Annotated in this window: 18 protein-coding genes and 1 rRNA gene; 14 read left to right on the top strand and 5 right to left on the bottom strand. The window is 71.7% G+C overall.

Features of this window, described 5'->3' with window-relative positions:
- Nucleotides 1-209: 209 nt before the first annotated feature.
- The 3 genes from rrf to CU044_RS39200 all read left to right on the top strand — a co-directional run bounded on the left by rrf (nucleotide 210) and on the right by CU044_RS39200 (nucleotide 2,548).
- Nucleotides 210-326: ribosomal RNA gene (gene rrf / locus CU044_RS20325) — 5S ribosomal RNA — on the top strand.
- A gap of 462 nt (nucleotides 327-788) precedes the next feature.
- Nucleotides 789-1,751 carry a hypothetical protein gene (locus CU044_RS40210; protein WP_205124096.1) on the top strand — a complete coding sequence of 321 codons (963 nt, stop codon included), beginning with the start codon at nucleotides 789-791 and terminating at the stop codon, nucleotides 1,749-1,751.
- Nucleotides 1,751-2,548, top strand: coding sequence for a tetratricopeptide repeat protein (locus CU044_RS39200; protein ID WP_205124095.1), 798 nt, complete (start codon nucleotides 1,751-1,753; stop codon nucleotides 2,546-2,548). Before CU044_RS40210 ends, CU044_RS39200 begins: the two co-directional genes overlap by 1 nt.
- Nucleotides 2,549-2,636: 88 nt before the next feature.
- Here CU044_RS39200 and CU044_RS20315 read toward each other — a convergent pair whose 3' ends face one another.
- The gene (locus tag CU044_RS20315) at nucleotides 2,637-3,914 is read right to left on the bottom strand and encodes a DUF1015 domain-containing protein (RefSeq protein WP_129770136.1); all 1,278 of its coding nucleotides are present in this window, start codon (nucleotides 3,912-3,914) and stop codon (nucleotides 2,637-2,639) included.
- A 71-nt stretch (nucleotides 3,915-3,985) separates the two neighbouring features.
- On the opposite strand from CU044_RS20315, the gene CU044_RS20310 reads away from it, so the two are divergent.
- Nucleotides 3,986-5,059 carry an HAD-IIA family hydrolase gene (locus tag CU044_RS20310; RefSeq protein WP_129770135.1) on the top strand — a complete coding sequence of 358 codons (1,074 nt, stop codon included), beginning with the start codon at nucleotides 3,986-3,988 and terminating at the stop codon, nucleotides 5,057-5,059.
- A 56-nt stretch (nucleotides 5,060-5,115) separates the two neighbouring features.
- Here CU044_RS20310 and CU044_RS20305 read toward each other — a convergent pair whose 3' ends face one another.
- A complete protein-coding gene (locus tag CU044_RS20305; RefSeq protein ID WP_129770134.1) occupies nucleotides 5,116-6,042 on the bottom strand; it encodes a siderophore-interacting protein in 927 nt (308 codons plus the stop codon).
- A 64-nt stretch (nucleotides 6,043-6,106) separates the two neighbouring features.
- Here CU044_RS20305 and CU044_RS20300 point away from each other — a divergent pair, with 64 nt between their 5' ends.
- Nucleotides 6,107-7,012 (top strand): ABC transporter ATP-binding protein, encoded by a 906-nt coding sequence (locus CU044_RS20300; RefSeq protein ID WP_129770144.1) that lies wholly within the window; start codon nucleotides 6,107-6,109, stop codon nucleotides 7,010-7,012.
- A 39-nt stretch (nucleotides 7,013-7,051) separates the two neighbouring features.
- Here the strand turns inward: CU044_RS20300 and CU044_RS20295 are convergent, their stop codons facing one another.
- Nucleotides 7,052-7,399, bottom strand: coding sequence for an SCP2 sterol-binding domain-containing protein (locus tag CU044_RS20295; RefSeq protein ID WP_129770133.1), 348 nt, complete (start codon nucleotides 7,397-7,399; stop codon nucleotides 7,052-7,054).
- A 42-nt stretch (nucleotides 7,400-7,441) separates the two neighbouring features.
- On the opposite strand from CU044_RS20295, the gene CU044_RS39640 reads away from it, so the two are divergent.
- The 5 genes from CU044_RS39640 (at nucleotide 7,442) to CU044_RS20270 (ending at nucleotide 13,207) form a co-directional block, all read left to right on the top strand.
- Entirely contained in the window at nucleotides 7,442-7,855 is a 414-nt protein-coding gene (locus CU044_RS39640; protein WP_240045729.1) for a hypothetical protein, read from the top strand.
- 36 nt (nucleotides 7,856-7,891) lie between these two features.
- Nucleotides 7,892-8,707 (top strand): TlyA family RNA methyltransferase, encoded by an 816-nt coding sequence (locus CU044_RS20285; protein WP_129770132.1) that lies wholly within the window; start codon nucleotides 7,892-7,894, stop codon nucleotides 8,705-8,707.
- Nucleotides 8,704-9,609 carry an NAD kinase gene (locus CU044_RS20280; RefSeq protein ID WP_129770131.1) on the top strand — a complete coding sequence of 302 codons (906 nt, stop codon included), beginning with the start codon at nucleotides 8,704-8,706 and terminating at the stop codon, nucleotides 9,607-9,609. The genes CU044_RS20285 and CU044_RS20280 overlap by 4 nt, the downstream gene beginning before the upstream one ends.
- 154 nt (nucleotides 9,610-9,763) lie before the next feature.
- On the top strand, nucleotides 9,764-11,518 hold the full coding sequence (gene recN / locus CU044_RS20275; RefSeq protein WP_193564019.1) for a DNA repair protein RecN: 1,755 nt from the start codon (nucleotides 9,764-9,766) through the stop codon (nucleotides 11,516-11,518).
- A 597-nt stretch (nucleotides 11,519-12,115) separates the two neighbouring features.
- The gene (locus CU044_RS20270) at nucleotides 12,116-13,207 is read left to right on the top strand and encodes a glycosyltransferase family 4 protein (RefSeq protein ID WP_129770129.1); all 1,092 of its coding nucleotides are present in this window, start codon (nucleotides 12,116-12,118) and stop codon (nucleotides 13,205-13,207) included.
- A 59-nt stretch (nucleotides 13,208-13,266) separates the two neighbouring features.
- On the opposite strand, the gene CU044_RS20265 is transcribed toward CU044_RS20270, so the two are convergent.
- Both CU044_RS20265 and CU044_RS20260 read right to left on the bottom strand, forming a co-directional pair.
- Nucleotides 13,267-14,895: a PucR family transcriptional regulator gene (locus CU044_RS20265; RefSeq protein ID WP_129770128.1), complete on the bottom strand. Its 1,629-nt coding sequence runs from the start codon at nucleotides 14,893-14,895 to the stop codon at nucleotides 13,267-13,269.
- An 81-nt stretch (nucleotides 14,896-14,976) separates the two neighbouring features.
- Nucleotides 14,977-16,803 (bottom strand): glycoside hydrolase family 15 protein, encoded by a 1,827-nt coding sequence (locus CU044_RS20260; RefSeq protein WP_240045728.1) that lies wholly within the window; start codon nucleotides 16,801-16,803, stop codon nucleotides 14,977-14,979.
- A gap of 416 nt (nucleotides 16,804-17,219) precedes the next feature.
- On the opposite strand from CU044_RS20260, the gene CU044_RS20255 reads away from it, so the two are divergent.
- From CU044_RS20255 to ald, 4 genes are all read left to right on the top strand, one after another.
- Nucleotides 17,220-18,938: a CTP synthase gene (locus tag CU044_RS20255; protein ID WP_129770127.1), complete on the top strand. Its 1,719-nt coding sequence runs from the start codon at nucleotides 17,220-17,222 to the stop codon at nucleotides 18,936-18,938.
- Between the two features lie 98 nt (nucleotides 18,939-19,036).
- Nucleotides 19,037-19,663, top strand: coding sequence for an NUDIX hydrolase (locus CU044_RS20250; RefSeq protein WP_129770126.1), 627 nt, complete (start codon nucleotides 19,037-19,039; stop codon nucleotides 19,661-19,663).
- Between the two features lie 872 nt (nucleotides 19,664-20,535).
- Entirely contained in the window at nucleotides 20,536-22,539 is a 2,004-nt protein-coding gene (locus CU044_RS20245; protein ID WP_345790142.1) for a tetratricopeptide repeat protein, read from the top strand.
- A 174-nt stretch (nucleotides 22,540-22,713) separates the two neighbouring features.
- On the top strand, nucleotides 22,714-23,829 hold the full coding sequence (ald, locus tag CU044_RS20240; RefSeq protein WP_129770125.1) for an alanine dehydrogenase: 1,116 nt from the start codon (nucleotides 22,714-22,716) through the stop codon (nucleotides 23,827-23,829).
- Nucleotides 23,830-24,061: the final 232 nt, after the last annotated feature.

Below are 24,061 nucleotides of genomic sequence, written 5' to 3'. Positions count from 1 at the left end.
CTGGGTTGATAGGCCGGATATGGAAGCCAGGTGACTGGTGGAGTTGACCGGTACTAATAGGCCGAGGGCTTGTCCTCAGTTGCTCGCGTCCACTGTGTGGTTCCCGGGTTGCGAACAGTCGCACCGGTTGAACCAGTATGTACTCAATTGAAGAGTGTGCTTGTTCGCTAAGTGCCGATATCCCGCTTTGCGGGATGGCCCGATAGGGTTTCGGTGGTCATAGCGTGAGGGAAACGCCCGGTTACATTCCGAACCCGGAAGCTAAGCCTCACAGCGCCGATGGTACTGCAGGGGGGACCCTGTGGGAGAGTAGGACGCCGCCGAACAATCTTTCATGGACCCGTGGTCCAGCGTTCACGCTGGATCACGGGTCTTTTTTGTTTCCACCCCTTTTTGCCCGAAGCGCATCGGAAGGCCGACTGCGCGAGAATGACTGCGGTACCCGAAGACAGGAGCCCAACCGATGTCCCCCAACTCCTCCGACGACCGTCCTGAGCGCGATCAGCGCCGCAGGGACAGCGGTGACCGGGGCGGCTTCCGCGGAGGTCGTGACGACCGCGAGCGCGGACCGCGGCGTGATGATCGGGACCGTGGTGGTTTCCGTCGTGATGACAACAACCGCCGTGATGACAATCGCGGTGGCGGGTTCCGTGGTGCGCGTGACGACCGGCCGAGCGGCCCCCGTCGTGATGACCGCCCCGGCGGTCCGCGTCGTGAGGATGACCGCGGCGGTCGCCCCAATTCCGGTTTCAGCGGCGGGGGTTACGGCCGCCGGGACGACAGCCGCGGTGGCCGGCCTGCCGGTGGCGGTGGGCGGCCGACCGGTGGTGGCGGCGCTGGATACGGGCGTCGTGACGACCGCCCGAGCACTCCGCGTCGTTCTGACGACCGTGGCGGTTTCGGGCGTCGGGATGACCGGCCTGCCGGTCCTCGCCGTGATGACCGTCGTGACGATCGTCCCGCGTTCCGTCGTGACGATCGGCGTGATGACCGTCCGTCGGGTCCGCGTCGGGATGACCGTCGTGATGACCGGCCCGGTGGTTTCCGTCGTGACGAGCGTGCCGGCGGTCCCCGCCGGGACAACGACCGTGGCGGATACCGAGGTCGTGACGACCGTCGCGACGACCGGCCCGCTGGCCCGCGTCGTGATGACCGGCGTGATGACCGTCCTGCGTTCCGTCGTGATGACCGGCGTGATGACCGTCCCGCGTTCCGTCGTGATGACCGGGGTGACGATCGTCCCGCGTTCCGTCGTGACGATCGGCGTGATGACCGGCGTGATGACCGTCCGTCGGGTCCGCGTCGGGATGACCGTCGTGATGACCGGCCCGGTGGTTTCCGTCGTGACGAGCGTGCCGGCGGTCCCCGCCGGGACAACGACCGTGGCGGATACCGGGGCCGTGACGACCGTCGCGACGACCGGCCCGGCGGCTTCCGTCGGGATGAACGTTCCGCCGCACCCCGCCGTGACGACAATCGCGGCGGCGGCGGTTACGGGCGCCGGGACGAGCGTCCCAGCGGTCCGCGCCGTGATGACCGGGGCGGGCGTCCCAGCGGTGGCGGTGGCGGCTACGGGCGTCGCGACGACCGGGGCGGGGACCGTGGCGGATACCGGGGCCGTGATGACAACCGCGGTGGCGGTTATGAGCGCCGGGACGACCGGGACCGCGACCGCGAGCCCATCAAGCGGCTGCCCATCCCCGAGGACGTCACGGGTGACGAGATCGACAAGAGCGTCCGGCAGGAGCTGATGAGCCTGCCCAAGACGCTCGCCGAGGACGTCGCCAGGAACCTCGTCATGGTCGCGAAGCTGATCGACGAGGACCCCGAGCAGGCTTACGCGTACTCGCGTATCGCGCTGCGGCTCGCCTCCAGGGTCGCCGCCGTACGTGAGGCCGCCGGCTTCGCCGCGTACGCGACGCAGAAGTACGCGGAGGCGCTGGCCGAGTTCCGGGCGGCGCGGCGGATGACCGGGGGTGTCGATCTGTGGCCCGTCATGGCGGACTGCGAGCGCGGTCTCGGCCGTCCCGAGCGTGCGATGGCGATGGCCGGCGAGCCCGAGGTGCAGAAGCTCGACAAGGCCGGCCAGGTCGAGATGCGACTCGTCGCGGCCGGTGCGCGCAGGGACATGGGGCAGATCGAGGCCGCCATCGTGACGTTGCAGAGCCCCGAGCTGGCCTCGAACTCCGTACAGCCGTGGACCGCGCGGCTGCGGTACGCGTACGCCGACGCCCTGCTGTCGGCCGGGCGCGAGGATGAGGCGCGGGAGTGGTTCGGCAAGACGATCGAGGCGGACAAGGACGGGGCGACGGATGCCTCGGACCGTCTCGCCGAGCTGGACGGCGTCGAGTTCGTCGATGCCATGGGTGAGGACGAGGACGAGCCCGGAACGCCCGTCGAGACCGGTGCCGACGCCGACGCCGAGGCCGGCGTTGCTGTCGACGTTGATGTCGATGACGACGTCGAGGCCGATGTTGATGTCGACGACGACATCAACGACGACATCGAGGCCGAGGCCGATGACAAGAACAGCCACGACAAAGGCTGAGTGACGATACGAGTGGGCGGCACCCGGTCCCGGGTGCCGCCCACTCGTATGTCGGCCCGAGGCCGGCCCCGGAAGGCCGAGGCCCGTGTCAGCCGAGAGCCAGGCTCCGCAGCACCAGCCCCGTCGCCGGCTTCGGGCCGAAGGACGTCGATTTGCGCGGCATCGTGACGCCCTGGAGCGCCAGCTCCCGTACGACGTCCTCGTGCACCGGATGCATCAGGACCGCGGTGCTGCCGTCCTGTTCCGCCTTGCTGACGGCCGCCTCCGTGTCATGGATGTAGGCGATGTGCTCCGGGGTGTCCGGGATCCGCCAGATGTGGTCGAGCAGCGTGGCGTGGAGGACCGTCGCGTCCAGGCTCCGCCAGGCCGCCGGCCGGTCGGTTGGGACCGTACGCGCCAGCAGATCCCGGTCCGGCCGGTCGACCAGCTGGAACCGGCCGTCCCCGGCGAGCAGGAACGCGTTGCCCGAGGCGGCGGCGTCGGCCAGCGCGTCGAGGGCCTCCGGGAGCGGCCCGTCGACCGTACGGATCCGGAACGAGCCCGCGAGGGCCGCCACCGCCCGGTCGACGGGCAGCCCGTGCAGCAGCCGGTGGATGGAGCGGACCTGGAGCGGGTAACGGGCCGTGTCGATCAGGAGCACCAGACCGTAACCCCAGGGCCCCGGCGCCGCGTGCTCGTCCCGCAGCCGCAGATACGTCGCCCAGCGGTGATGACCGTCGGCGATCAGGGCCTGGTGGTGGGCGAGGTCATCGGTGATCTCCGCGAGGTCTCCGGGGGCGGTGACCGACCACAGCCGGTGGCTGAATCCGTCCTCCGTGGTCGTCGCCAGGAGCGGGGAGCGGCGGATGACGCGCTCGATCACAGCTGCCGCGCCGCCCGTCTCGTCCCCCTTCCGGTACGTCAGCAGCAGCGGTTCCAGGTTCGCCGCGGTCGTCCGCATCAGGGCCGCGCGGTCCGCCACGACATCCGGCATCACGTCCTCGTGCGGCAGCACGATGCCGTCCGCCGGGGCGGAGAGCGCCAGGGCCCCGATGACTCCGCGCTGGAGCAGCTCGCCCCTGCGCTGCTCGTACACGTACAGCGCGGGCTCCGGATCCGGGGCGAGGATGCCCTCCGACAGCCACTGTTCCAGCGTCGCCGCCGCCTGCCGGGGGCGGTCCTCGGGGGTGGCGGCCTGCGGCAGGATCAGCCGGACGATGTTGTGCGGATCCGCCGACTCCAGATGGTGCAGCCCGTCCGGCCTGACGACCACGTCGTACGGCGGCGAGGTCACCGCGGAGAGACTGCCGACCCGCTCGGGGACGTAGCGGAGTCCGCGGAACGGAATCAGCCGCAGCCCCTTGTCCGCAGGACCTGTTGAGTTCATTCGGGCATCGTATGTGCGGTACGGGGATGAGCGATGATCGGGGGATAACCCGAGCGAGGAGCGTAAGACGGATGAGCCAGCAGAGCAGGACCAGGCCGAGCGGGAGTACGACCGCGCTGAACGAGGCGTACGACACGGCTCTGCTCGATCTCGACGGGGTCGTGTACGCGGGCGGGGAGGCCATCGCCTACGCGGTCGAGTCGCTCAACACGGCCCGCGACAGGGGCATGCGCCTCGCGTATGTCACCAACAACGCGCTCCGTCCGCCGGACACCGTCGCCGCGCATCTGACGGAGCTCGGTGTGCCCGCCGACCCCGCCGATGTGATCACCTCGGCGCAGGCGGTGTCCCGGCTGATCGCCGAGCAGCTTCCGCCGGGGTCCAAGGTGCTGGTCATCGGTGGTGAGGGGCTGCGGATCGCGCTGCGCGAGCGCGGTCTCGAACCGGTGGAGTCGGCCGACGACGACCCGGCCGCCGTGGTGCAGGGGTACGGGGGGCCCGACCTGGCCTGGGGACGGTTCGCCGAGGCGTGCTACGCGATCAACCACGGAGTGCCGTGGTTCGCGTCCAATACGGATCTGACGATTCCGAGCGCGCGGGGGATCATGCCGGGCAACGGCGCGGCGGTCGAGGTCGTACGCATCGCGACGGGTGCCGAGCCGCAGGTGGCGGGCAAGCCGCTGCCCCCGATGCACCGGGAGACCATCCTGCGGACCGGGGCCAGGCACGCGCTGGTGGTCGGGGACCGGCTGGACACCGACATCGAAGGGGCGTTCAACGGAGGGGTGGACTCGCTGCTCGTCCTGACGGGTGTGACGGACGCGGCGCAGCTGCTGACCGCCGAGCCCCGGCACCGGCCGACGTATGTGGACCTGGATCTGCGCGGGCTGCTGACCGGCCAGCCCGAAGTCACCGAAGTCACCGATGCCGCCCCTGCCGTCGGCGTATCTGGGGCCGGCGAAACCGCGGGAGCCTTCGGGTGCGGTGGCTGGACCGCGTACGTCAGCGCCGGCGCGCTGGTGCTCGACGGGGAGGGCGTGGCGCTGGACGGGCTGCGCGCGCTGTGCGCGGCGGCCTGGACGGACGCGGGTGACGGCTCCTGTACGCGGGACGCGGGCAAGGCGCTGGCGAAGCTCGGTCTGTAGCGGGCCCGCAGCGGGTCCCCGGCTCTGTGCCTGGTCCCCGCAGTCAGGCGGGATGGTCAGGCCGCCTCTCCGGTGACCGTCAGATGGTCCTCGGAGGCACCCCGGCGCCAGTAGCCGCTGAACTTGACGGCCTTACGATCGAAGCCGCGTTCTCCGACGAGATGGCGGCGTACGGCCTTCACCGTCGCCGACTCACCGGCGATCCAGGCGTACGGGGTGCCCCCGGGCAGAGTGGCGGCGCGGATCGCGTCCGCCGTGGCGTACGACGCGTGATGGCCGTGGGTCAGCCAGACGATCTCGGCGTCGGCCTTGGTGGGGAGTTCCTGGCGGTCGGCCGGGTCATGGACCTCGATCCAGACCCGGGTGGGCATGCCGGGCGGCAGGGATTCCAGGATCCCGGCGACGGCGGGCAGGGCCGACTCGTCGGCGGTCAGCAGGATCCAGCCGGTGTCGGCCGGGGGCTGGAATTCATAGCCGGCGTTCTCCTCGTCGACCGGTGCCAGGACGGTGATCCGGGCGCCGGGCCGGGCCGCTCGCGCCCAGCGGGTGGCGGGTCCTGACGCGGCGTCCACGGCCGTGCCACCACAACTGCCGCCGCCTTCCTCGCCCTTGGCCTCGTCCCTGCTGCCGGGCTTGCCCTTGCTCTTGTCCTCGCCGTTGCCCTCCGTGCCGTGCAGGGCGAAATCGATGACCAACTCGTGCGGGTCGCGGCGCAGTTCGCGCACGGTGTACGTACGCATGACGCCGCGTACCCCGGGGTCGAGCTCGCGCCAGGCGTCGTACCAGTCGGGCCGCGCCACGTCCGGCATGACCGGTTCGCTCTGGCCCGGCCGCGGCAGGAACAGCTTGACGCGCTGGTCGCGTCCGGCCGTGGCCATCCGGGCCAGGTCCGGTCCGCCGAGGACGACCCGCGCCATCGACGGGGTGACGCGCTCCGTGCGGAGCACCTCGACGGTGAAGAACTGGAAGGGGGCGTCGGTCATGGGGCTCTTCGCCTTTCCCGCAGCGGGATCGATTGCGAGGGTAGGCTAACCTAACTTGATGACCATGCAGCGCCTCACCGCGGAATCGGTGACCCTCGGCTACGACCAGCGGATCATCGCCAGTGACCTGTCGGTCGAGATCCCCGACCGGTCCTTCACGGTGATCGTGGGTCCGAACGCCTGCGGCAAGTCGACTTTGCTGCGCGCGCTTTCGCGGATGCTCAAACCGTCCGGCGGGCGCGTACTGCTCGACGGCACGGCCATCCACTCCCTGCCCGCCAAGAAGGTCGCCAGGACCCTGGGGCTGCTGCCGCAGTCGTCCATCGCGCCCGACGGCATCACGGTCGCGGATCTGGTGGCGCGCGGTCGCTATCCGCACCAGGGGCTGCTGCGTCAGTGGTCGCCGGAGGACGAGCGGATTGTCGAGGAATCGATGGCGGCGACCGGGGTCGGTGAGCTCGCCGGTCGTTATGTCGACGAACTGTCCGGCGGTCAGCGTCAGCGGGTCTGGATCGCGATGGCCCTCGCCCAGCAGACGCCGCTCCTGCTGCTGGACGAGCCGACCACCTTTCTCGACATCCAGCACCAGATCGATGTGCTGGACCTCTGCGCCGAGCTGCACGAGACACAGGGCCGTACGCTCGTCGCCGTCCTGCACGACCTCAACCACGCGGCCCGGTACGCCACCCACCTCATCGCGATGCGCGACGGGCGGATCGTGGCCGAGGGCACTCCGGCGGACGTCGTCACGGCGGAGCGGGTGGAGGAGGTGTTCGGGCTGCGCTGCCAGGTCATCGACGATCCGGAGACCGGTACGCCGCTGGTGGTCCCGGCGGGTCGGCGGGCGCGACGGCCCGTATCCGTGCCGCCGCAACCCGTACTGCGGGAATCCGTACCGCCGGAGTCCGTGCCGCGCGAATCCGTACCGCCGGAGTCCGTGCCGCGCGAATCCGTACCGTCGGGGAAGTGAGCCGGAGTGCGCCCGCCCATCGGCCTCGACGGCGAGCCCTCAGAGCAGCGACCTCAGCCGCAGCAGATCGCGGAAACCGGCCTCCAGCCTGACCCGGCCCGAGCCCCAGGCGCGGGCGAAGTTCAGTTCACCGTCAACCAGCGCCACCAGGTCGTCGCCCGTCATGGCGAGTCTGATCTCGGCCTTCTCCGGTGGTGGGCCCTCCACGGTGTCGGTCACCACGATCCGTCCGTTCACCAGACGTCCGGTGAACGTGACATCAAGATCCGTGATGTGGCAGCTCAGCGAGCGGTCGAAGCCGGCCGCCGTGCGGACCTTTCCGTCCGCCTGCGCCAGATTGTCAGAGAGCTTGTCGAGTGCGCCGCGGCACTCCTCCATCGTCGCCATCGCGATCGACGGTACCGCAGGGCTTCGCGGTAGCGTCTGGGCATGAGCGACTCGATGGCGGGCCCGGCCGGGCGAGGGTCCGAGCAGCGGCCCGGAGAACGGACCGGGGAATGGACCGGGGAGCGGCCAGAGCGCGAGACGGCAGGGGAGCCGGCAGGGGAGACGGCTCGGGAGACCGGGGCCGCCGGGCCCGCCGCCCACGACCCCGCGGCGCCCCTGCCTCTCGGCCTGGAGCGGATCCCGACCGGCGACGCCGAGGTGGACGCGCTGCTGACCCGGCTCGCCGACGCCGACCACCTCCCTGCGGACGGCCATGTCGAGGTGTACGAGGATGTACACCGGGGCCTGCGCGACGCGCTGACCGCGCTCGACGCACGTCCGGCACCTCAGGGCGTCACAGGACCCCAGGGGTTTCCACCACCTCAGGGGCCCCGGGGGCAGCCGACGCCCCGCTGACTTCTCCCGCGTACGACCACAGGAGCTGAACCGAACGTGGCTGGACTGGCACGCCGCCGTCTCGATGCCGAGCTGGTACGCCGTAACCTCGCGCGCTCGCGTGAGCACGCGAGCCAGCTGATCGCCGCGGGCCGGGTGACCGTCGGCGGCACCACCGCGACCAAACCCGCCACCCAGGTGGAGACCAGCGCCGCCGTCGTCGTGACCGAGGACGACGGCGATCCCGACTACGTCTCGCGCGGCGGGCACAAACTCGCCGGAGCGCTGGCGGCCTTCGTACCGCTCGGACTTGAGGTCGCCGGCCGCCGGGCGCTCGACGCCGGCGCGTCCACCGGCGGTTTCACGGATGTCCTGCTGCGGGCCGGTGTCGGCCATGTCGTCGCGGTGGACGTCGGTTACGGCCAACTCGCCTGGTCACTGCGGAGTGATGAACGCGTCACCGTCAAGGATCGTACGAACGTACGTGAGTTGACGCTCGAAGCGATCGAAGGGGAGCCCGTGGATCTGATCGTGGGGGATCTGTCGTTCATCCCGCTGGGGGTGGTGCTGCCCGCGCTGGTGAACTGCGCCGCCCCGGACGCCGATCTCGTACTGATGGTGAAGCCGCAGTTCGAGGTGGGCAAGGAGCGGCTGGGCAGCGGAGGGGTCGTACGCAGCCCGGGACTCCGCGCCGAGGCCGTACGGACCGTGGCACGGCGCGCGGGTGAACTCGGCCTCGGGGTAAGGGGGGTCACCGCCAGTCCGCTGCCGGGACCCTCCGGAAATGTTGAGTATTTTCTGTGGCTCAGGGCCGGAGCCCCCGAACTGGACCCGGCCGATGTCGACCGTGCAGTGGCGGAGGGACCCCGTTGACGTCGAACGCAGAACGCACCGTATTCCTGCTGGCCCACACCGGCAGACCCGCGGCGATCCGCAGCGCGGAACTGGTCGTGAACGGACTGGTACGCAGCGGTCTCGGCGTACGGGTCCTGGCGGCGGAGGCGGTCGACCTGCCGCTGCCGGAGTCCGTGGAGACGGTCCCGGACGCCACCCCGGCCGCGCTCGACGGCTGTGAGCTGCTGATCGTGCTCGGCGGGGACGGCACGCTGCTGCGCGGCGCCGCGTTCGCGCGGGCCTCGGGCGTCCCGATGCTCGGGGTCAATCTGGGCAGGGTCGGCTTCCTCGCCGAGGCGGAACGTGACGATCTGGACAAGGTCGTCAACCGCGTCGTCACCCGCTCCTACGAGGTCGAGGAGCGGATGACCATCGATGTCGTCGTGCGCAGCAACGGCGATGTGGTCCACCGGGACTGGGCGCTCAACGAGGCGGCCGTGCAGAAGGTCTCACCGGAACGGATGCTCGAAGTCGTCCTGGAGATCGACGGACGGCCGGTCACCGCGTTCGGCTGTGACGGGATCGTCTGTGCCACCCCCACGGGATCGACGGCGTACGCCTTCTCGGCCGGCGGGCCGGTCGTCTGGCCGGAGGTCGAGGCGCTGCTGATGGTGCCGATCAGCGCGCACGCGCTCTTCGCGAAGCCGCTGGTGACCTCGCCGACCACGGTGCTGGCGGTCGAGGTGCAGGCGAACACCCCGCACGGGGTGCTGTGGTGCGACGGGCGCAGGACCGTGGAACTGCCGCCGGGCGCGAGGGTGGAGGTACGGCGCGGAGCCGTCCCGGTACGGCTGGCGCGACTGCATCACGCGTCGTTCACCGACCGGCTGGTGGCCAAGTTCGCGCTGCCGGTGTCCGGCTGGCGCGGGGCACCGCACTGACCGGACCGGCCGGTGGCATGACCGACAGGACGTAGGGGTGTTTCCGGGTGGAATCGGTATGTAACGCTCAGGCCGTGCACCACCCGGACACTGCCCGGTCGGGGGAATCGGGGGTGGGGTCCGTCGCGCGGGGGCTCCAGGACCTCGTATGGTCATGACCGTGTTGGAGGAGATGCGGATACGGTCGCTCGGAGTCATCGACGACGCGGTCGTCGAGCTGTCACCCGGCTTCACGGCGGTGACCGGTGAGACGGGCGCGGGCAAGACCATGGTCGTCACCAGTCTCGGACTGCTGCTCGGCGGACGCGCCGATCCCGCCCTCGTGCGGATCGGCGCGAAGTCGGCGGTCGTGGAGGGGCGGATCACCCTCGCCGCCGGTGCCCCGGCGACCCTGCGTGCCGAGGAGGCGGGGGCGGAACTGGACGACGGAACGCTGCTCATCAGCAGGACCGTCTCCGCCGAGGGGCGCTCGCGCGCCCATCTCGGCGGGCGCTCCGTGCCCGTGGGCGTTCTGGCCGAGCTGGCGGACGACCTGGTCGCGGTGCACGGCCAGACCGACCAGCAGGGGCTGCTGCGGCCCGCGCGGCAGCGCAAGGCGCTCGACCGGTACGCGGGTGACGCGGTCGCCGTTCCGTACGCCGCCTACACCGAGGCGTACCGCAGGCTGCGCACCGTCGCAGCGGAGCTGGACGAACTGACCACCCGGGCCCGTGAGCGGGCCCAGGAAGCCGATCTGCTGCGCTTCGGGCTGGACGAGATCGGGGCGGTCGAGCCGAGGGCGGGCGAGGACATCGAACTCGCCGCGGAGGCCGAGCGCCTCGGACACGCGGAGGCGCTCGCGTCCGCCGCGTCCGTCGCGCACGCGGCGCTGGCCGGCAACCCCGAGGACCCGGAGGGCGTCGACGCGACCACCCTGGTCGGGGGCGCGGGCCGGGCGCTGGAGGCCGTACGGTCCCATGACCCCGCGCTCGCCGGGCTCGCCGAGCGCATGGGCGAGATCTCCATCCTGCTCGCCGATGTGGCCGGTGAACTCGCCGGATACGCGGACAATCTGGACGCCGATCCGCTGCGGCTGGCCGCCGTGGAGGAGCGCAGGGCGGCGCTCACCGGGCTGACCCGTAAGTACGGCGAGGACATCACCACCGTCCTGGCCTGGGCCGAGGAGAGCAGCGCGCGGCTCACCGAGCTGGAGGGCGACGACGAACGGATCGGCGAGCTGACGGCCGAGCGGGACGCCCTGCGGTCCGAGCTGTCCGAACTCGCGCAGGCGCTGACCGACGCGCGTACGGCGGCGGCGGCGCTCTTCGCGCAGGCCGTCACGGCCGAGCTGGCCTCGCTCGCCATGCCGCACGCGCGCGTCTCGTTCGACATCCGCCAGACCGAGTCCGCCGACGAGGCGGACGGTGTCGAGGTCGGCGGACGCGCGGTCGTGTACGGGCCGCACGGCGTCGACGAGGTCGAACTGCTGCTGGCACCCCACCCGGGCGCCCAGCCCCGGCCGATCGCCAAGGGCGCGTCCGGTGGTGAGCTGTCGCGGGTGATGCTCGCGGTGGAGGTGGTCTTCGCGGGCTCGGATCCGGTGCCGACGTATCTCTTCGACGAGGTGGACGCGGGCGTCGGCGGCAAAGCGGCGGTCGAGGTGGGCCGCCGGCTGGCGAAACTGGCCGCGTCGGCGCAGGTGGTCGTGGTCACGCACCTTCCGCAGGTCGCGGCCTTCGCCGACCGGCAGCTGCTGGTCGAGAAGACGGTGGACGGCTCGGTGACGCGCTCCGGGGTGACGGTCCTGGAAGGCGAGGACCGGGTACGGGAGTTGTCGCGGATGCTGGCGGGCCAGGAGGACTCGGAAACGGCGCGGGCGCACGCGGAGGAACTGCTGGCCACGGCGCGCGGTGCCGCCTCCGGCGGCTAGGGCGTGTCGCGAACGTAGCGCCGTCCGCCCGCAGGGCGGTGCGGGCCCGCGAAGATCGACCGGACCAGGCCTGGATCCGGACAGGGCCTGGGGCCGGGCCGGGCCTGGATCCGGACAGGGCCTGGACATACGGGTGTGTCGCCCCGGCCGCCCCCGCGCTGACCGTAGGGCGGCCCGAGGCGGCAGGACCGCCGCGTTCGTCACCGCGCCGGGGATCACGCGCGCCGTATAGCCCGTATACGAAGTGCTCCGTGAACAGGCCGCCGGAGGCTCGGAGTCCGGGTGCCGGCTACGCCGGGCGCAGGCCGGATCCGGACGCGGGCGCCGCGACGGCCGGGCCGGGCCGGCCCTTCGCGCACTGGGAGTTGTCGCCGTGACGGCGTACGGTGACCGGGTCGGCCGACGCGCGTCCTCACCCATGTGAGTGATCCGGGCGCCGAGTTGAGGGGCCGGACACACGAACGACGCCCCGGCGGTGCCGGAACGTGCGTACGGACTGGCATCCTTGGCGCAGCGACTTTCGGGCCCGCGCCGTGCCGTTCCGGGCACCCCGGTCGTCCATCCGTTCCCCCATCCCGAGCCAGGAGCCTTGACCACGTGACACAACTGCGTACGGTCCAGGTACTCGGCGGCGGCAGTGCGGGCAGCAGCGCGCACGTGCGCTCGCTGGCGGCCGGTCTGGCCGCCAGGGGAGTGCGGGTGACGGTGTGCGCCCCCGCCGAAGTCGACCGCGCCTACGACTTCCGGGGCGCGGGGGCGTATCACGTGCCCGTGCCCCGGCGCAGTGATCCGGCGGCCGTCGCGGCGCTGCGGGCGGCCTGCGCCGGCGCGGACGTGGTGCACGCGCATGGTGTGCACGCCGCCGTACGGACCGCGATCGCGCTCGGCGGGATGCGCGTGCCGCTCGTCGTCACCTGGCACACCCGCGCGCACGCCGAAGGACCGCGCGGCCGGCTGCTGCGGCTGATGGAGCGAAGAGCCGCCAGAGCGGCGGCCGTTGTGCTCGGCACCTCCTCGGAACTGGTCGACCGGGCCCGCGAGCGCGGGGCGCGCGACGCCCGTCTCGCGTCGGTCGCGGTGCCCGCGCCCCACCGGGCCGCCGACGACGATCCCGAGAACAAGTCGCGCGCCGAACTCGGCGCCGTCGACCGGCCGTTACTGATGGCCGTCGGCAGCCTCGTCCCCGACAAGGGATACGACACGCTGCTGGACGCGGCCAGGACCTGGCGTCACCTCGATCCCACCCCGCTGGTCGTCATCGCGGGCGAGGGGCGGGAGCGCGCCAGGCTTCAGCGCCGCATCGAGGACGCCGAGTTGCCCGTACAGCTCATCGGCCGCCGCGACGACGTCTCCGAACTCCTCGCCGCCGCCGATGTCGCCCTGCTGCCCAGCCGCTGGGAGGGCCGCTCGGTCCTCGCGCAGGAGGCGCTGCGGCTCGGCGTCCCGCTGGTCGCCACGGCGGTCGGCGCCGTCCCCGAACTGGTCGGCGACGCGGCGGAACTCGTACCGTACGGGGACGCGGCGGCCCTCGCGGACGCCGTGATACGCCTCCTCGGCGATCCCGAGCGCTGCCGGGAACTCGCCGCGACGGGCCTGGCGCGGGCGGCGAGCTGGCCGACGGAGGACGAGACCATCGCGCAAGTGCTCAGCGTGTACGACGAGTTGACGCAGCCCCAGCGATCCCACTGACCGACCGACTGGCTGACCGGCCGACTGACCGGCCGACTGGCTGACTGCGGTGCCGTCGCTCAGAGCGTGTGGCGTCTCGCCCGCAGCGCCAGGCTCAGGGCCAGCACCGTCTGCGGATCGTCCAGGTCCGTGCCGAGCAGCTCCGCGATCCGTGCCAGCCGGTTGTAGAGCGTCTGGCGGTTCAGATGCAGCTCGCGCGCCGTTTCCGCCTTGCGGCCCGCGTGCGCCAGATAGACCTCAAGAGTGGGCAGCAGCGCGGGGCGCGAGGTCCGGTCGTGCGCGCGCAGCGGGCCGATCGCGCGGTCCACGAAGGCCGCCAGATCGGGGTGCTCACGCAGCCGCCACAGCAGCAGATCGATATCCAGCCTGCGGGCGTCGTACCAGGCGCGGTCCGGCAGCCCCTGGGCCGCCGTCGCGGTCTCCGCCGCGTGCCGCAGCCCCGCGCTCGCCGCCGCCCAGCCGCCCGCGACACCGACGACCACCACCGGGGGCTGTGTCCCGGGACGCTCCAGTCCGGCCCGTTCCACGCCCGCGCGCAGCGCCGTCGCGACCCGGTCGGCCACCGCCGTGCGCTCGGACTCGGTGCGCAGCCCCAGCAGCAGCGGAACCCGCCCCTCCACCGGCCGTACGCCCAGCAGCACCGGCACCCCCACCGACGACAGCTCCTCCAGCACCGCCCTGGCGAGCAGCGCCCAGTTGCCGGCCGGGGCCGACTCGGGCGCCAGCCGCATCACGACCGGCAGCAGGGGCCCCTCACCCGGCTTGAAACCCAGCACCTTCGCCTGCGCGGGCGCGTCCTCCGCGAGGATCCGGCCCTCCGCGAGATCTGTCAGGAAGTCGCCACGGCCTCGGGCCGCCAGCTCCTCCTCCTGACGTGCCTGCATCAGGACGACCGCCAGGATGTCCGCCGCGCGCTCGGCCGCCAGCCGGTGCACCGGCAGCGGCGGCGCGGAGACGGCGGGCAGCACCAGCCGCGCCCGTACCGCCCCGGTGCCGTGCCCGCCGCCGGGTACGTCCACCAGCACCGCCCCGGCCGGCGGTCCCGCCGCGCGCGCCGCCCGCTGGCCGCGCAGCCCCTCCCAGATCTGGAGCGGATCGGCGGCGGCCGGACCGGCGCCGGGGGCCGCCGCGTACAGCAGACGTCCCTCGGCCGTCTCCAGGAAGACCGGATTGCCCGCGAAGTCCGCGAGGATACGGAGCACCTGCGGCACCCCGCCCCCGTCGAGCAGCGCCTCCGTGCACCGCCGGTGCACCTCCTCGGCCTGCCGCAGCAGCGCGTAGTGGCCGTTCACGATCTCGGTGTGCACCTCTTCGGTCACCGAGACGAACGGCACCTCGCGGTGCAGCTGCACCAGCGGCAGCCCGGCGGCCCGAGCCGTTTCCACGATCGTCGCGGGAAGGCGGTCGAACCGGGATCCCAGCTCCACCACCAGTGCCGCGATCCCGCGCTCGGCGAGCCTGCGGACGAAGACCCGCTGCTCGGCCGGGCGGCTGCCCAGCCCGAGCCCCGTGGTGAGAAGCAGCTCGCCGCCCTTGAGCAGGGACGCGATGTACGGCACCTCACCCGCGTGCACCCAGCGCACCGTACGGTCCAGCCGGTCCGCGCAGGCGACGACCTCGGGCAGGCCGGCCCGGAGTCCCGGCAGCTCAAGGGCCCGCCGCACGGTGATTCCGCCCTGACTGTCCATGACGCCGGAGGCTACTGGAAAAGCGCGCGGGACCGCCCCGGCCGTACGCGGTGGCGACGGCCGGGGCTCACACTCCAGGCGTCAGCCGCCGTACGCCCCCGAGGCCGTCAGCCTCAGCGCCGTGTCGATCAGCGGGACATGGCTGAACGCCTGCGGGAAGTTCCCCACCTGGCGCTGGAGCCGGGAGTCCCACTCCTCCGCCAGCAGCCCCAGATCGTTACGGAGCGCGAGCAGCTTCTCGAAGAGCTTCCTGGCCTCGTCCACCCGCCCGATCATCGCGAGATCGTCGGCGAGCCAGAACGAGCAGGCCAGGAACGCGCCCTCGTCGCCCTCCAGACCGTCCACTCCGGCGTCCTCGCCCGAGGTCGGGTACCGCATGATGAAGCCGTCCTCCGTGGACAGCTCCCGCTGGATCGCCTCGATCGTGCCGATGACCCGCTTGTCGTCCGGCGGCAGGAAGCCCATCTGCGGAATGAGCAGCAGCGACGCGTCCAGCTCCTTGGAGCCGTAGGACTGCGTGAAGGTGTTCCGCTCCTTGTCGTACCCCTTCTCGCAGACATCGCGGTGGATGTCGTCCCGCATCTCGCGCCAGCGGTCCAGCGGCCCGTCGGCGTCGCCCGACTCGATCAGCTTGATCGTGCGGTCGACCGCGACCCAGGCCATCACCTTCGAGTGCACGAAGTGCCGGCGCGGACCGCGCACCTCCCAGATGCCCTCGTCCGGCTGGTCCCAGTGCTTCTCCAGATACCGGATCAGCTTGAGCTGGAGCACCGAGGCGTAGTCATTGCGGGCGAGACCGGTCATATGCGCCAGATGCAGCGCTTCGGTGACCTCGCCGTACACGTCCAGCTGGAGCTGGTGCGCGGCGCCGTTGCCGACCCGGACCGGGCCCGAGCGCTCATAGCCGGGCAGCCAGTCCAGCTCCGCCTCACCCAGCTCGCGCTCGCCAGCGATGCCGTACATGATCTGGAGATTCTCCGGGTCGCCCGCGACCGCGCGCAGCAGCCACTCGCGCCAGGCGCGGGCCTCCTCGCGGTAGCCGGTGCGCAGCAGCGAGGAGAGCGTGATCGCGGCGTCGCGCAGCCAGGTGTAGCGGTAGTCCCAGTTCCGTACGCCGCCGATCTCCTCCGGCAGCGAGGTCGTCGGCGCCGCCACGATCCCGCCCGTCGGCGCGTAGGTCAGCGCCTTGAGCGTGATCAGCGAACGGACCACCGCCTCCCGGTAGGGGCCGTGGTACGTGCAGTGCTCGACCCATTCACGCCAGAAGTCGGAGGTCGCCTCCAGTGACCCCTCGGGGTCGGGCAGCGCGGGCGGCTGCCGGTGCGAGGGCTGCCAGCTGATCGTGAACGCGATCCGGTCTCCCGGCGCCACCGTGAAGTCGGAGTACGTCGTGAGGTCCTTGCCGTATGTCTCGGCGTCCGTATCCAGCCAGACCGAGTCGGGCCCCGCGACGGCGACCGTGCGGTTGTCCACCTTGTGGACCCAGGGCACGACCCGCCCGTAACTGAACCTCATCCGCAGCGCGGACCGCATCGGCACGCGTCCGCTGATGCCCTCCACGATCCGGATCACCTGCGGAGCGCCGTCACGCGGGGGCATGAAATCGGTCACTCTGACGGTGCCGCGTGGGGTGTCCCACTCCGATTCGAGAATCAGTGAGTCTCCGCGGTAGCGGCGCCGTGTGGCCCGTGGCGGCACGGAGCCCGCGGGGTGCGCGGGTCCCAGTCGCCAGAAACCATGCTCATCGGTGCCGAGCAGTGCCGCGAACACGGCGTGCGAGTCGAAGCGGGGCAGGCACAGCCAGTCGACTGTGCCGTCCCGGCAGACCAGGGCAGCGGTCTGCATGTCTCCGATGAGTGCGTAATCCTCGATGCGCCCGGCCACGTGCATCTCCAGTCGAACGGCCATGTCCGCCCCGTGGGGCGCGTACTTCGGTCAAGGGTCGTTGACGAGCTCTATTTCCGGGAAATCGGGCGGGGATGGTGCCGTTTGCCGGCCGGACTCGGCAGCGAATGTTTGAGCAGGATACGACGCACCACGGGGCTCTGCGCCACGGTCCCGACAACATCGGTCCGCCGAACGGGTAGGCCAAGGGTGACTGGGGGGAAAAAGTCTGACTCGGGGGAAAGGCTCTTCGGATGCGCGGGACGCCGCGTGGCCGGAAGCACCCTCCCTTCAGCGCTGATACCCTGGTAGCCCGTGGACCGGTGGACTCCCTGCAACGCAACGGGGCCCCGTACCCGCAGCGACGGAAGTCCCTTCAGTCTTCGACCGGGACACCGGCACGCACCTCAGACCGCGACCACGGGAGCCCCCTCTTGGCCATGCCGAACCGATCCTCGACATCCTCGACGACCAAGCACATCTTCGTCACCGGGGGTGTTGCCTCCTCCCTCGGCAAGGGCCTGACCGCCTCCAGTCTGGGTGCGCTGCTCAAGGCGCGTGGTCTGCGGGTCACCATGCAGAAGCTGGACCCGTATCTGAACGTCGACCCGGGGACGATGAACCCGTTCCAGCACGGTGAGGTATTCGTCACGAACGACGGAGCCGAGACCGACCTGGACATCGGCCACTACGAGCGCTTCCTCGACGTGGACCTCGACGGCTCGGCCAATGTCACCACCGGCCAGGTCTACTCGCAGGTCATCGCGAAGGAGCGGCGCGGCGAGTACCTGGGCGACACGGTTCAGGTCATTCCGCACATCACCAACGAGATCAAGCACCGCATCCGGCGCATGGCGGCCGACGACGTCGATGTCGTCATCACGGAGGTCGGCGGCACGGTCGGCGACATCGAGTCGCTGCCGTTCCTGGAGACCGTCCGCCAGGTGCGCCACGAGGTGGGCCGCGACAACGTCTTCGTCGTGCACATCTCGCTGCTGCCGTACATCGGCCCCTCCGGCGAGCTGAAGACCAAGCCGACCCAGCACTCGGTCGCGGCGCTGCGCAACATCGGCATCCAGCCGGACGCGATCGTGCTCCGCGCCGACCGCGACGTCCCGACCGCCATCAAGCGCAAGATCTCGCTGATGTGCGATGTCGACGAGTCGGCCGTGGTGGCGTGCGTGGACGCCAAGTCGATCTACGACATCCCCAAGGTGCTGCACACCGAGGGCCTGGACGCCTATGTCGTGCGCAAGCTGGATCTGCCGTTCCGCGATGTGGACTGGACGGTCTGGGACGATCTGCTGGACCGCGTCCACAACCCCGACCACGAGGTCACCGTCGCGCTGGTCGGCAAGTACATCGACCTCCCGGACGCCTATCTCTCGGTGACCGAGGCGATCCGTGCCGGGGGCTTCGCGAACAGGGCGCGCGTCAAGGTCAAGTGGGTCACCTCGGACGACTGCAAGACCCCGGCCGGCGCCGCCAGGCAGCTGGCCGACGTCGACGGGATCCTGATCCCCGGCGGCTTCGGCGAGCGCGGTGTCACCGGCAAGGTCGGCGCCATCCAGTACGCCAGGGAGCACAAGGTCCCGCTGCTGGGGCTCTGTCTGGGCCTCCAGTGCATCGTCATCGAGGCCGCGCGCAATGTCGCCGGGATCCCCGACGCCAACTCCACGGAGTTCGACTCCGGCACCGCCCACCCGGTGATCTCCACGATGGAGGAGCAGCTCGCCTACGTGGAGGGCGCCGGAGACCTGGGCGGCACGATGCGGCTCGGGCTCTACCCGGCGAAGCTCGCCGAGGGCTCGATCGTGCGCGAGGTCTATGACGACCAGCCGTATGTGGAGGAGCGCCACCGCCACCGCTACGAGGTCAACAACGCGTACCGCGCGGAGCTGGAGAAGAAGGCCGGTCTGGTCTTCTCGGGCACGTCCCCGGACAACAAGCTGGTCGAGTACGTCGAGTACGCGCGCGCCACGCACCCCTATCTGGTCGCCACCCAGGCCCACCCGGAGCTGAGGTCCCGGCCGACCAGGCCGCATCCGCTCTTCGCCGGTCTGGTGAAGGCCGCGGTGGAGCGTCAGCTGGCCGCGCGCGAGGGCGCGGGCCAGGGCGGGCAGCGGACGCCGGTGGAGCCGGTGGCCGCCCAGTCCTGAGCGGTCCGCCAAGCGATACGGTGGGAGCCGGGGCACGGGTCTTTCGGGACCTGTGCCCCGGTTTCCGCTTGTGCGCCACTGTGTGGGAGGACGGTTTCATGACGATCAAGGACGCCCCCGAGGAGTGGCGGGTCACCGCGACCTCGACGCCCTTCCGCGGCAACAAGACCAGTGTCCGTACGGATGACGTGGTCATGCCCGACGGTACGGTCGTGTCGCGCGACTACCAGGTCCACCCCGGATCCGTGGCGATCCTCGCGCTGGACGACACGGGCCGGGTCCTCGTACTGCGCCAGTACCGGCACCCCGTCCGCCAGAAGCTGTGGGAGATCCCGGCCGGTCTGCTCGACGTGCCGGGCGAGAACCCGCTGCACGCGGCCCAGCGCGAGCTGTACGAGGAGGCCCACGTCAAGGCCGAGGACTGGCGGGTGCTGACGGACGTCTACACCACGCCGGGCGGCTGTGACGAGGCGGTACGGATCTTCCTCGCGCGCGGTCTGTCGGAGGCGGAGGGCGAGCGCTTCGAAGTCTCCGAGGAGGAGGCGGACATGGAGCTGGCCCGGGTGGAGACGGCGGAGCTGGTACGGGGTGTGCTCGCCGGTGAGCTGCACAACAACTGCCTGGCGGTGGGGGTGCTCGCGCTCACCGCGGCGCTGGCGGGCGACGGCATCGAGTCGCTCCGGCCGGCCGAGGCGCCGTGGCCCGCGCGCCCGTTCGAGTCCTGAACAGGGATCCTTGCGTTTCGGGTGTTCGATCATTCTCCAGTCTGAAAAAATGCTGATCCGATTGGGGGACATATCGGCCACGTTCCCTCGGTCTCGTCGCTGAGAGTGAACTACGCTCGGACCGCCCGTGCGGAGACCCGCCGGGCTCGGCTCGTGCGCAGGCGGACGGAGCGTGGCCCGTGACGGATCAGGCGGTGGATGTGAGTGGCCCCGGCCGTCCGGGCGCCGGGGGAAAGCGCGGCAGCACCCGGACCGGGAAGCCAACCGCCGCGGAAACGAACGAAACTGACGGGCCGTCGGGCAAACGGCGGAGTCGTTCCACGTCGGCCGCCAAGAAGCCGTCGACAGCGGGTTCCGAGACGAAAGGTACGGCCCGGGTGAGTATCCCGGAGGGTCCCGAAGACGCGACCGACGCCGTGAGCGAGAGTGGCACGGAGAGGCCGGCGCCGGACGGCGTGACGGAGCGTGGTGACACGCGGCAGGCGGCGCGCGAGGGCACAGGCGCGGACGAATCGGACCCGGCGGACGGATCAGCCGGACCCGCCGGGCCCGTCGGACCCGCCGATCCGGCTCCGGCGGAGGCCGGCCCCGGCGGCGGCACTCCACGGTCCCGGCCGGGCGGCCTGGCATCCGGGGCCGACGATCCGACGTCCGGGGCGAAGGACCCGGTGTCCCGGGCGGGCGATCCGTCCGCCGGGTCCGATTCGTCCGGGCCGAAGGACCTGGCGTCCGGGGCGGGTGGGCTGCCGTCAGGGCCCGGAGCCGGCTGCCTCGCCCCGGTCGTTCCCGCCGAGCCGGCCGTATCCCCTCCGGATCTCGCGCGGCCCGTCCAGTCGCCGCCTCCCTCCGCCCGGACGGGTTCCGCCGGACCGCTGTCCGACGCACGCGCCCCGCACCCGGGGCGGCCCGCGCACGACGGGGAGTTCTTCGGCAGGCAGCGGGAGATCAAGGCGCTGCGCGGAGACATCGAGCGGGCCGGGCTCAACACGCTCTCCGGCCGCAAGGAGCCGCGCGCCCGGGTGCTGCTGATCGCGGGCCGGCCCGGCTCGGGGCGTACCGCGCTGGCCGAGGAGCTGACCCGGCAGCTGCGCGACGGCTATCCGGACGGTGTCGTACGGACCCGGCTCACCGAGCCCGGCGGCGAGCCGGTGCCCACCGAGCGGACCGCGCGCGAGATCCTCGACGCGTTCGGCCTCGCCACCCCGCCGGGCGCGGGCGAGGACGAGCTGTCCGAGATGGTGCGCGAGGCGCTCTCCGCACGGCGGGTGCTGCTGCTCCTCGACGACGCCGTCGACGCCGAGCAGGTCGATCCGCTGGTGCCCGACAACCCCGGCTGTCTGGTGGTCGCGGTGGCGCAGGGCCCGCTGACCGGGATCCCCGACGTCCGTCCGTGCACGCTCGGCGGGATGGACGCCAAGTCCGCCATCGAGCTTCTCGGCACGTTCACCGGCGCCGTCCGGATCACCGTCGATCCGCAGGCCGCGGAGTCGCTAGCCGAGGAGTGCGGCGGCCAGCCCGCCGCGCTCGTGCTGGCCGGCGGCTGGCTCGCCGCCCGGCCCACCGCGTCCGTCGCCGATGTGACCAAACAGCTGCGGGCGCTGCCGCACGACTGGGACCGGCCCGTCGGCGACCGGCCGCTCGCGCGCGCCTTCCATCTCGTCTACGAGACGCTGCCGTCGCCCGCCGCCCGGATACTGCGACTGCTCGCGCTCGCGCCCGCGGGGCTCGCCGACGCGCACACCGCGTCCGCGCTGGCCGGCTGCTCGGTCTCGGCCGCCAGGACCACACTGGACGACTTCGCCGTACGGGGACTGCTCCGGGCGGTCGACGCCGAGCAGTACCAGGTGCCCGGCTGCCTGGTTCCGCTGCTGCGGCGCGTCATGGAGGAGCACGACCGGCCCGCCGAGGTGCAGCTGGCCCGCGCGCGGATGCTGGAGCGGAGCGTACGGCTGCTCTCCTCCTGCCGCGCCGTCACCGAACCCGACGGCTCCCCGGCCCGCAAGAAGCTGGCCGCGCTGCCCCGCGCGCTGCGCTTCCCGAACGCCGCGGCGGCGGCCGGATGGCTGGGCGCGCGACAGACCGCGCTGCTCGCCTCCGCGCGGCTCGCGGTCGCCGACGGCGAGCTGGACACGCTGGCAAGGCGGCTGGTGGCCGCGCTGGTCAGGGCGCTGGCCGCGCACCGGGGCACCGAGGCCGCGGCGCCCGAGCTGTACGGGCTCCATCAGCTGGTGCTGGATATCGCCGAGCGGCGCGAGCTGCACCGCGAGCAGGCCGCCGCGCTGCTGAACATCGGCGATCTGGACGCCCGGACCGGCCGCACGCAGGACGCCCTCGCCCGCTACCGCGCGGCGCTGGACGCCGGAAGGGCCGCGAACGATCTCTACGCGACCGGCCGCGCGATGGAATCCGTAGGCGGCGCCTACCAGGATCTGCGCGACTGGCAGCGGGCCGCCGACTGGTACGGCAGGGCGCTCGCCCAGCGGCTGAGCCGGGGCGAGCGGGCCGACGAGGCCCGGCTGTACGGCCGCCTCGGCACCGTCTTCACGTACGCGGGGCTGTACGGCGAGGCGCTGCGCAACTGGCGGGCCGCCGTCGCGGGCTACCGCAGGCTGCGCGATCTCCCGGGCCAGGCAAGGGCGTTGAGCGAGGCGGCCCGGGTCCAGGAGTACGCGGGCCGGCCGCAGGAGTCGCTGCGCACCTGCCAGGAGGCGGTCGAGTGGGCGCGGCTGGCCGGGGACGAACGGCTCCAGGCCGCGCTCCAGCTGAGGCTGGCCGACACCCTGGACCGGCTCGGCGACCCGACCGCGGCGAGGCTGCACCGGGCCACGGCCGATCGTCTGCTGGAAACGGAGGGAAAACACCTACGAAATCCGTAGTGCTTCCACTGGTGATTGATGCTTTGCAAGGCTAGACACCGAGAAATCCTTCATTAGACTGGCTACGCCGCACCCCACCGCGGCGTCTTCCCGTGCGCCGTGTGCGCCCGGGTATGTATGGGATCGCCCCTGGACATCCCCGGACATCCCCTGAGCCAAGGACCGTGATCTGCCGTGTTGGTCGGTATCCCCCGTGAGGTCAAGAACAACGAGTTCCGGGTGGCCATCACCCCGGCCGGCGTCCATGAGCTGGTACGCCAGGGGCATCAGGTCGTCATCGAGCGGAACGCGGGAGCGGGCTCCTCGATCACGGACGAGGAGTTCGCCGCGGCCGGCGCCCGGATACTGGCCACCGCCGACGAGGTCTGGGCCGCCGCCGATCTGCTGCTGAAGGTCAAGGAGCCGATCGCCGAGGAGTACCACCGGCTGCGCAAGGGCCAGACGCTCTTCACGTATCTGCATCTCGCCGCCTCCCGCGCGTGCACGGACGCCCTGCTGGACTCCGGCACCACCGCCATCGCCTACGAGACCGTCGAGACCGCGAACCGCGCGCTGCCGCTGCTCGCCCCGATGTCCGAGGTCGCGGGCCGGCTGGCGCCGCAGGTCGGCGCGTACCACCTGATGCGCTCGGCCGGCGGCCGGGGTGTGCTGCCGGGCGGCGTGCCCGGTACGGCGGCCGGCCGGGCCGTCGTCATCGGCGGCGGTGTCTCGGGATGGAACGCCACGCAGATCGCCGTCGGCATGGGCTTCCACGTGACGCTGCTCGACCGGGACATCAACAAGCTGCGCGAGGCCGACCGGATCTTCGGCACGAAGGTCCAGACCATCGTGTCCAACGCCTTCGAACTGGAGAAGGCGGTCGTCGAGGCGGACCTCGTCGTCGGGGCCGTTCTCATCCCCGGCGCGAAGGCGCCGAAGCTGGTCACCAACGAGCTCGTCGCCAAGATGAAGCCCGGAAGTGTACTTGTCGACATTGCGATTGATCAGGGTGGCTGCTTCGAGGATTCGCGGCCGACGACACACGCCGAGCCGACGTTCCGGGTCCATGACTCGGTCTTCTACTGCGTGGCCAACATGCCGGGCGCCGTACCGCACACCTCCACGTACGCGCTGACCAACGCCACGCTGCCGTACATCGTGGAGCTGGCGAACCGCGGCTGGCTCGACGCGCTGCGCCGGGACCCGGCCCTCGCCAAGGGGCTCAACACCCATGAGGGCCAGGTCATTTACCGCGAGGTCGCCGAGGCCCATGGGCTGGATCACGCCGAATTGGCCGCGCTTCTGGGCTGATGTGTCAACTCGTCTCGTCAACATCGCGCCAGCGGCCGGATCTTGCGGAGCGAGGTCCGGCCGTACGCGTGTCCGGTGGCTGCCGAACGGCGGGTCAACGCGCCTCGAACATAACGCTTTCAACCGTTTCGCGCGTCGGCGGAACAGGCCGGGCATGCCTTGGTGAGAGGCTTGTGCGCCCTTGACAGAGAGGTGTTCCGTTGCCGACACATCGGGCCGGGTCCGGCGGATT

It is taken from the genome of Streptomyces sp. L-9-10 (assembly GCF_004151105.1).
Classification (GTDB): Bacteria; Actinomycetota; Actinomycetes; order Streptomycetales; family Streptomycetaceae; genus Streptomyces.
Note: the sequence above shows the minus strand (reverse complement) of the source record. Positions and strands in the feature narration are given on the sequence as shown.